Below are 8,869 nucleotides of genomic sequence, written 5' to 3' on the forward strand. Positions count from 1 at the left end.
CCATGACCAATCAGACGGGAGCCCCGGCGGCGCCCCGCGCCACCGTGCGCCTCCAGTTCAACGGCAGCTTCGGGTTCCGCGAGGCGACCGCGCTCGTGCCCTATTTCGCCGCGCTCGGCATCAGCCACGTCTACGCCTCGCCCTTCCTGCGGGCACGCGGCGGGTCGACCCACGGCTACGACATCATCGACCACAACCAGTTCGATCCCGAGATCGGCTCCCCCGAGACGTTCGAGGAGATGGTGGAGGCGCTGCGGCTCCACGGCATGGGGCTGATCCTCGACTTCGTGCCGAACCACATGGGCGTCGGCGGGCACGACAACGGCTGGTGGCTCGACGTGCTGGAATGGGGCCAGGGATCGCCCTTCGCCTCGTTCTTCGACATCGACTGGCACCCGGTCGAGCAGGGGCTCAAGGGCAAGGTGCTGCTGCCGGTCCTCGGCGACCATTACGGCAACGTGCTGGAGCGCGGTGAGCTGGAGCTGCGCCTCGACGAGGAGCGCGGCTCCTTCAGCGTCTGGTACTACGTCCACCGCTTTCCGATCGCGGTCCACGACTATCCCCGCATCCTGAAGCCGGTGGCCGACGCGCTGGGCGAGGGGGCGGCGGCGCTGGCGCCGCTGATCGAGGGGTTCCGACAGATCGGCGCGGCCGCGCGCTCGGGCCAGAACCAGGCGACCGTCCGGCGCGACGCCGACGAGCTGCGCCGCCGGCTCGGGGTGCTCGCCGTCGAGGACGAGGCGGTGCGCACCGCGATCCGCCGCGAGGTCGACCGCGTCAACGGGGTCGCGGGCCGGCCCGAGAGCTTCGCCGACCTGCACCGCCTGCTGGAGGACCAGGCCTACCGGGTCGCCTATTGGCGCGTCGCCAGCGACGAGATCAACTACCGCCGCTTCTTCGACGTCAACGACCTCGCGGGCCTGCGCATCGTCGAGGAGCCGGAGCTGTTCGAGCTCGCCCACCAGCTGGTGTTCCGCCTGATCACGGAGGGCAAGCTGCACGGCGTGAGGCTCGACCACATCGACGGTCTTTACGATCCGCTGGCCTATTGCCGGCGGGTGCAGGAACGCGCCGGCTACCTGATGATCCAGGCGGCGGCCACCGGGCAGGCGCCGCGGCAGGAGGCGCCGGGGCTCGTCCTGCGCGAGCCGCTGTACCTGCTGGTCGAGAAGATCCTCGCCCGGCACGAGCACCTGCGCGAGGACTGGCCGGTCGCGGGTACCACCGGCTACGAGTTCATGGCCCTCGTCAACGGGCTGTTCGTCGACCCGGCGGCGGAAGCCGCGATGACGGAGTCCTACCACCGCTTCATCGGCCGCTCGCCCGAGTTCGAGGACATGGTCGTCCAGGCCAAGCGGCAGATCGTCACCAACAATCTCGCCTCCGAGCTGAAGGTGCTGGCGGACGAGATGCACCGGCTGGCGGCGCAGAGCTGGTCGACACGCGACTTCACGCTGACCGGCATCCGGCGCGCGCTGATCGACATCACCAGCTATTTCCCCGTCTACAGGACCTATGTCTGCGAAGGGCAGGTCTCGGAAGAGGACCGCCGGTACATCGACTGGGCGGTCGCCCAGGCGCGCAAGCGCTCCGGGCTGCCGGACACCTCCGTCTACGACTTCATCCACGACGTGCTGACGACCGACCTCGGCGCCGGGGGCCGGGGCGGCTACCGGCAGGCGGACGTGCTGCGCACGGCGATGAAGTTCCAGCAGTTCACCGGCCCCGCGATGGCCAAGTCGGTGGAGGACACCACCTTCTACCGCTATGTCCGCCTCGTGTCGCTGAACGAGGTCGGGGGCGAGCCGGGCCGCTGGAGCACCACGCCCGCCGCCTTCCACCACATCAACCAGGAGCGCCTGCGCCGCCATCCCTATTCGATGCTCGCGACGGCGACCCACGACCACAAGCGCGGGGAGGACACGCGCCTTCGCATCGACGCCCTGAGCGAGATGCCCGCGGACTGGAACCGCCACGTCCGCCGCTGGGCGCGGCTGAACCGCTTCAAGAAGCGGGAGATCGACGCCCGGCCGGCCCCGGGGCGCAACGACGAGTACCTGCTGTACCAGACGCTGGCCGGCGCCTGGCCGCTCGACCTGCGGGCACCGGGCGGCGACGGCATGGAGGAGTTCCGCGACCGGGTCGCCGCCTACATGCTGAAGGCCGTGCGCGAGAGCAAGCTGCGCTCGAGCTGGAGTGCCCCCGACGCGGACTACGAGAGCGCGCTGGAGCGGTTCGTCCACGGCATCCTCGACCCGGCGCGCAGCGCCGGCTTCCTGGCGGACTTCCAGGGCTTCCAGGACCGGGTCGCGCGCATCGCGGCGATCAGCGGCCTGTCGCAGCCGTTGCTGCGCACGACGGTCCCCGGCGTGCCCGACCTCTACCAGGGGACGGAGTTCTGGGACCTCAGCCTCGTGGACCCCGACAACCGCCGGCCGGTCGACTGGGAGCGGCGGCGTTCCGGCCTCGACGACGAGGACCGTGACCCGGACCCGGCCGCGCTGCTGCGCGACTGGCGCGACGGGCGCATCAAGCAGCACGTCGTGGCGCGCGCGTTGCGGCTGCGCCAGCGGCTGCCGGCCCTGTTCGCGGTCGGCGACTACCTGCCGGTCGAGGCGGTCGGTCCGCATGCCGAACGCGTCGTCGCCTTCCTGCGCCGCTTCGAAGGTGCCGCGGCGCTGGTGGTGGCGCCGCGGCTCGTCGGCCCGCTGCTGGACGAGGGCGACCTGCCGATGGTGCCGCCGTCGGCCTGGGACGGCACGACGCTGCTGCTGCCGGAACTGCCGGCGGGCATCGGGTTCGCGGACGCGCTTTCCGGCGGGTCCCTGCGCCCGCCCGAGGACGGGCGGATCGAGGTCGCCGGCCTGCTCGACCGTTTTCCGGTTGCGTTGCTGTACGGCGAGGGGTGATGTTCTAACGGCCGGCCGGGCCGAACGACAGGAGATGAGACAATGAAGGGCGATCCTCAGGTCATCCGACACCTGAACACGATCCTCACCAATGAGCTGAGTGCCATTAACCAATACTTCCTGCATGCCCGCATGCTGAAGAACTGGGGGCTGCTCCGGCTGGCGAAATACGTCTACGACGAATCGATCGGCGAGATGAAGCATGCCGACTACGTGATCGAGCGGATCCTCTTTCTCGAAGGCCTGCCCAACCTCCAGGACCTCCATAAGCTGAAGATCGGCGAGGACGTCCCGGAAATGCTCCGCTGCGACCTGGACGCGGAACTGCACAACCGCACCAACCTGCGCGACGCGATGACCTATTGCGAGCAGGTCCAGGACTACGTCAGCAAGGATATCCTGCGCAACATCCTCGACGACACCGAGGAGCACATCGACTGGCTGGAAACCCAGCTCGACCTGATCGACCGCATCGGCATCCAGAACTACCAGCAGGAGCAGATGTTCAAGGGCGGGGAATGAGTTCCTCGTCCGCCCGCCGATAGGCCGCGGCGGCGGCGGCGGGATCGGCGCGTCCGGACGCGGCTTGGCCGAGGAGCTGGGCCAGCAGCGGTGCGAGCAGGGGCAGCGGCGGGCGGCCGGGAGGGTGTTCCTCGTGCCGGCTCGCCGCGACGGGGCTCACGGCCTCCACCCGGCGCCCGGAAGGGCCGCCGGCATAGGGGACGGGAAGCTGGGCTCGGCCGGTCGGCGGCGTCGTTCGCAAGTGTCGTCGGGTCCATTGCGGCGTTCCTGCCATTACACCCGGTCGCGCGATGCGCCGCGCGCATGCATGCGGGCTACTTTCCGGGGCGCCCGGCGCCCGGAGGTGGGCATCCGAAGGCGCTCCGCGCCTTCCGGGATCATGCCTTCCCGGCGGCCGCCTCCCGGCGCCAAGCCGCCGGAGGAACCCCATATGCGCGCCTGAACGCCCGGCTGAAGGCAGCCTCGGACTCGTAGCCGACGTCGAAGGCGATCCGCGCGATGGGGTCGGCGGAGTCCCTCAACTGCGCCGAGGCCTGCTCGACCCGCTGCCGGGCGAGATAGCGCATCGGCGGTTCGCCGACGGCGCGGGTGAAGCGTTCGGCGAAGGCCGAGCGGGAGACCGCCAGCTCCCGCGCGATGTCGTCCGTCGTCCAGCGCCGGGCGATCTGGCCATGGAGGAGCCCGAGCGCGCGCGCGACGACGGGATCGCGCAGTCCGGCCGTCCAGGCGTGGGCGGCCGGCGGCCGGGACGCGAACCAGCGCCGGACCGCCTCCATGAAGAGGAGTTCGGCGAGCTTCGCCAGCATCGCCGGCGACGCGGCGCGGCCCTCGGCGAGCTCGTTCGCCGCGAAGCGGAACGTGCTTTCGATCCAGCCTCCCGAAGCGCCGTCGGCGACGGCGATCTTCAGCACGCCCGGCAGCATCGAGATGAAGGCGTTGTGAGGAAGGTCGTCGCCGAGGAAGCCGCACAGGATCCGGGTCCGCTCGCCGCCTCCGCCATGAACGATCTTCGCCAGCCCGCCTTCCGACCCCGGCTGGATCAGCTGCTCGGCGCCGACCGGCCGCAGGTTCGTAGCACTCGCGAGAACGTGGTCGTCGTTGCGCGGCAGGACGACGATATCGCCGCTCCCGATCCGGACCGGCGGCCCGCCGCCGACCTTCAGAAGGCAACGGCCCTCGGTGACGTAATGGTAGGCGATGATGTGGCGGGGTTCGGGCGTGAAGGGGCTGCAGTCCTCGGGCCCGACCTTCGCGCGGACGCACCACGGCGCCGTGAACTCCGCGTCGAGGAAGATGCCCCCCGTGAGCCGCATCGCCCGCAGTATGTCCAGAAGCACATCCACCGGACGGCTCTCCCCTCACGGCGGCGGATCGGTCAAGAATTCCGGCGCCGCGCTCATTAACCGCCCCGACGAGCCGAACTAGACTAGCATCGAAACCGCAAGGCCGGCAGCAGGAACCTCAAGTCCCGCCGCACCGCCGGAAGACGCGGCTATTCCAGTCATACAGGGAAGAGGAACGCCCCATGATTTCCGACCGTCAAGGCAATGCCCTTCCGGGCGCGACCACGGATGCAGCGGAACTGTTCGAGCAGGCGGTGGACGCGTTCAACATCTATCGGGGCGACCCGATCGGGCTGCTGGACCGCGCCATGGAGGCCGCCCCGGACTTCGCGATGGCACGCATCCTGAAGGCCCATCTGTTCGGCCTCGCGACCGAGCCCGCGGCGACGGCCGAGGCGAAGGCGATCGTCGCCGGGGCGAAGTCCCTGCGGCTCACGCCGCGCGAGGCGTCCCATGTCGCGGCACTCGACCTCCTCCTGGACGGGCACTGGACCGCCGCCGCCGAGGTTCTCGACCGGCACAACGTGGAGTATCCGCACGACATCGTGGCGGTGCAGGCCGGCCATCTGATGGATTTCTACCGTGCGAGCGCCCGGAGCCTGCGCGACCGCATCGCGCGCGTCCTGCCGAAATGGCCGGCGGACATGCCGGGCCGGTCGATCCTGGTGGGCATGTATTCCTTCGGGCTGGAGGAGACCGGCGACTACGCGCGCGCCGAGGAGGCGGGCCGCCTCGCGCTCGACCTGCAGCCGCTCGACAGCTGGGCGCACCATGCGGTCGCGCATGTCATGGAGATGCAGGGCCGGGCGGAGGACGGTATCGGCTGGATGATCGCGCGGGAACCCTACTGGTCGGGCGACGACAATTTCTTCAGGGTCCACAACTGGTGGCACCGCGCGCTCTGCCATCTCGACCTCGGGCAGGTCGACGAGGTCTTCGCGCTATACGACGGCCCAGTCCGCCGGGATCGCAGCGTCGTGGTGCTCGACATGATCGACGCGTCGGCCCTGCTGTGGCGGCTGCACCTGTCCGGCCACGACGTCGGCGACCGCTGGGACGAGCTGGCGACGGTCTGGGACGGGCACGCGGACGGTCGCACCTATCCCTTCAACGACTGGCACGCGGCGATGGCCTATCTCGGCGCCGGCCGGAGCGGCGACGTCGAGCGGATCCTCGCCGCCTACAGGGACGGCGCCGGCACGGCCGACGTCGCGCAGTGGGGCCGGAGGACCGCCGTGCCCCTCGTCGAAGGGTTCGCGGCGTTCTGGCGCGGCGACTACGAGACGGCGGCGGCGCGTCTCCACGGCGCGCGCTTCATCGCCAACGCGTTCGGCGGCAGCCACGCGCAGCGGGACGTCATCGACTGGACGCTGGCGGAGGCCGCGATCCGCGGAGGTCTGACCGGCCTGGCGGAGGCCGTCGCGAACGAGCGCCTCGCGCTCAAGCCCCACAGCCTGGTGAACCGGAGTTTCCTGGCCCGCGCCCGGGCGGACACGTTCACCGGCCGCGCGGCGGCGTGACCCGGCCGCCGTGCATGTCCCCGATCCTTTGACGGCGGGGACATGCGCGGCACCTTGCGGTGCCGGCCGATCAGGCCGCGCGCTCGATGGCGATGGCGGTGGCCTCTCCGCCGCCGATGCACAGGGAGGCCACGCCGCGGGACAGCCCGTGCCGCTCCAGCGCATGGAGCAGCGTCACGACGAGGCGGGCGCCGGTCGCGCCGATGGGATGGCCCAGCGCGCAGGCGCCGCCGTTCACGTTGAGGATGTCGGAGGGAATGCCGAGATCGCGCTGAGCCGCCATGGCGACGGCGGCGAAAGCCTCGTTGATCTCGAACAGGTCCACGTCCCCGATGCCCCAGCCGGCCTTGTCGAGGAGCTTGCGGATGGCCGGGATCGGCGCCGTGGTGAACCAGGCGGGGTCCTGGGAATGGGTCGCATGCGCCGTGATCCGCGCCAGGATCGGCAGGCCTTCGCGCTCGGCGAGCGAACGCCGCATCAGAACGAGCGCCGCCGCGCCGTCCGCGTTCGCGGACGAGCTTGCCGCGGTGATGGTCCCGTCGGGACGGAAGGCCGGCCTCAGCGAGGGGATCTTCTCCGGCGAGACCTTCAGCGGGTTCTCGTCCGCCTCGACCACCGTGTCGCCGGTCTTGCCCCGGACCGCCATGGGCGCGATCTCGGCGGCGAAGGCGCCCTCTTCCACCGCCCTACGGGCGCGGGTCAGGGTCTCGATCGCGTAGGCGTCCTGGTCCGCCCGGCTGAACCCGTAGGCCTGGGCGGTCGCCTCGCCGAAGTCGCCCATCGGCCGGCCGCCCTCGTAGGCGTCCTCCAGGCCGTCCATCATCATGTGGTCGATGAGGCGGTCGTGGCCGACCCGGTAGCCGCCGCGTGCCTTGGCCAGGAGATAGGGGGCCTGCGACATCGCTTCCATGCCGCCGGACACGACGATCCCGGCCGAGCCCGCCAGGATCACGTCGTGGGCGAGCATCGTCGCCTTCATCCCGGACCCGCACACCTTGTTGACGGTCGTCGCACCCGTCCCGTCGGGAAGGCCGGCCCCGCGGGCAGCCTGGCGCGCCGGGGCCTGCCCCTGGCCGGCCGACAGCACGCAGCCCATCATGACCTCGTCCACCCTGTCGCCGGCGAGCCCTGCGCGGGCGAGGGCGGCGCGGATGACATGGCTGCCGAGAGCGGGAGCGCTGAAGCCGGAGAGGCTCCCCTGGAACCGGCCCAGAGGGCTTCGGACGGCGGAAACGATGACGACGGGATCGTGCGACGGCATGTGAACCTCCTTCAGATGATGGTTGACATATAATATGACGATCATAATGTAAAGAGGCGGGACGGACAGGGAGGCATCGGCATGCGATACGAAAAGGGCCACAAGGAGCAGACGCGCAAACGCGTCGTCGACGTCGCCTCGGCCCGATTCCGCGCGAAGGGCATCGAGGGCACGGGCGTGGCCGGCCTCATGGCCGAGGCCGGGCTCACGCATGGCGGCTTCTACGCGCATTTCAAGTCGAAGGACGACCTCGTCCGCGAGGCCTTGTCCGCCGCCCATGCGCGCAACCGCGCGGGCTGGGCCGCCGAGGTGAAGGCCGCGCGGGACCGGGGCGGGGACGGGCTGGAGGCGATCGTGCGGTGGTACCTGCGGCCCGCGCATCGCGACCGGCCGGAGGCGGGCTGCTCGGTGGCGGCGCTTGCGCCGGAGGTCGCCCGGAACGATCCCGAAATCCGGGACGCCATGGCCCGGGCCGCGGACGAGATGGCGGCGATCATCGCGTCCGAACTACCGCCGTCCCTTTCCGGGGAGCGGGCGCGGGAAACGGCCTACGCGATCTTCGCCCTGATGGTCGGAACGCTGCAGCTCGCGCGCGTCACGACGGACCACGCGCTGTCCGAGGCGATCCTCGAAGCCGGACGGGAAGCGGCCCTGCGGCTTGCCCGCCGGGAGACCTGACGAACCCCTTCCCGCGCCGCCGAAGCTTCCGCATCCGTCGGGGAAAGTCCCCGGGCGGCCTCCCACGGTCCTGGCCGGGGGGCGGCCGGCGGGCAGGCCCGGCGTCACCGGGCTCGATCGCAAATACCGGTGCCGGCGTGTCCGGCAGATTTCATGGGAGACCGCCCGTGTCCGCTACCGGCAAGATACTGGATTGCGATGTTCCGCCGCCGATGGAGCGCAGGCTGACGGGCGCGGTCCTGACGCTTCTGGCAGGCCTTGCCGCGATCGGCATGCTTTCCACCAACATCATCCTCCCCTCATTTCCGGCCATGGCGGGCTCGATCGGCGTCTCGACGCGCGATCTCAGCCTGACGCTCTCCAGCTTCTTCATCGCCTTCGCAGCGGGACAACTCGTCGTCGGGCCGCTCTCGGACCGGTTCGGGCGGAAGCGGCTCGTGCTGGGAGGCCTGATCGTGTTCATCCTCGGCTGCGCCATCTGCGCATCCGCCGACGCCCTCGCGACGCTCATCGCGGGACGCGTCGTACAGGCGCTCGGGGTCTGCGCGTCGTCCGTCCTGTCGCGCGCCATCGCCCGGGATCTCTTCGAGGGCGAGACCCTGGCCAGGACCCAGGCGTTCACCATGGTCGCGATGT

The 8,869-nt window shown here is 70.7% G+C and carries 8 protein-coding genes; 5 read left to right on the forward strand and 3 right to left on the reverse strand.

Annotation, left to right across the window (positions count from 1 at the left end):
* Window positions 1-2 precede the first annotated feature (2 nt).
* Together treY and bfr are read left to right on the forward strand one after the other, a co-directional pair.
* The gene (gene treY / locus VGO20_RS19585; RefSeq protein WP_327504065.1) at window positions 3-2,909 is read left to right on the forward strand and encodes a malto-oligosyltrehalose synthase; all 2,907 of its coding nucleotides are present in this window, start codon (window positions 3-5) and stop codon (window positions 2,907-2,909) included.
* Window positions 2,910-2,951: 42 nt separating this feature from the next.
* Entirely contained in the window at window positions 2,952-3,431 is a 480-nt protein-coding gene (gene bfr, locus VGO20_RS19590) for a bacterioferritin (RefSeq protein WP_327504066.1), read from the forward strand.
* Here bfr and VGO20_RS19595 read toward each other — a convergent pair.
* Window positions 3,415-3,591 carry a hypothetical protein gene (locus VGO20_RS19595; RefSeq protein ID WP_327504067.1) on the reverse strand — a complete coding sequence of 59 codons (177 nt, stop codon included), beginning with the start codon at window positions 3,589-3,591 and terminating at the stop codon, window positions 3,415-3,417. The two genes, bfr and VGO20_RS19595, sit on opposite strands and share 17 nt — an antisense overlap.
* A gap of 217 nt (window positions 3,592-3,808) precedes the next feature.
* The gene (locus VGO20_RS19600) at window positions 3,809-4,774 is read right to left on the reverse strand and encodes an AraC family transcriptional regulator (RefSeq protein ID WP_327504068.1); all 966 of its coding nucleotides are present in this window, start codon (window positions 4,772-4,774) and stop codon (window positions 3,809-3,811) included.
* 182 nt (window positions 4,775-4,956) lie between these two features.
* On the opposite strand from VGO20_RS19600, the gene VGO20_RS19605 reads away from it, so the two are divergent.
* Window positions 4,957-6,294: a tetratricopeptide repeat protein gene (locus VGO20_RS19605; RefSeq protein WP_327504069.1), complete on the forward strand. Its 1,338-nt coding sequence runs from the start codon at window positions 4,957-4,959 to the stop codon at window positions 6,292-6,294.
* Between the two features lie 70 nt (window positions 6,295-6,364).
* Here VGO20_RS19605 and VGO20_RS19610 read toward each other — a convergent pair whose 3' ends face one another.
* Window positions 6,365-7,555: an acetyl-CoA C-acyltransferase gene (locus VGO20_RS19610; protein ID WP_327504070.1), complete on the reverse strand. Its 1,191-nt coding sequence runs from the start codon at window positions 7,553-7,555 to the stop codon at window positions 6,365-6,367.
* Between the two features lie 81 nt (window positions 7,556-7,636).
* Here VGO20_RS19610 and VGO20_RS19615 point away from each other — a divergent pair, with 81 nt between their 5' ends.
* Both VGO20_RS19615 and VGO20_RS19620 read left to right on the forward strand, forming a co-directional pair.
* The gene (locus VGO20_RS19615) at window positions 7,637-8,233 is read left to right on the forward strand and encodes a TetR/AcrR family transcriptional regulator (RefSeq protein ID WP_327504071.1); all 597 of its coding nucleotides are present in this window, start codon (window positions 7,637-7,639) and stop codon (window positions 8,231-8,233) included.
* 167 nt (window positions 8,234-8,400) lie between these two features.
* A partial coding sequence (locus tag VGO20_RS19620) for an MFS transporter (RefSeq protein WP_327504072.1) occupies window positions 8,401-8,869 on the forward strand: 469 nt, incomplete at its 3' end.

The organism is Arenibaculum sp., from assembly GCF_035998295.1.
GTDB lineage: Bacteria > Pseudomonadota > Alphaproteobacteria > Azospirillales > Azospirillaceae > DASYHS01.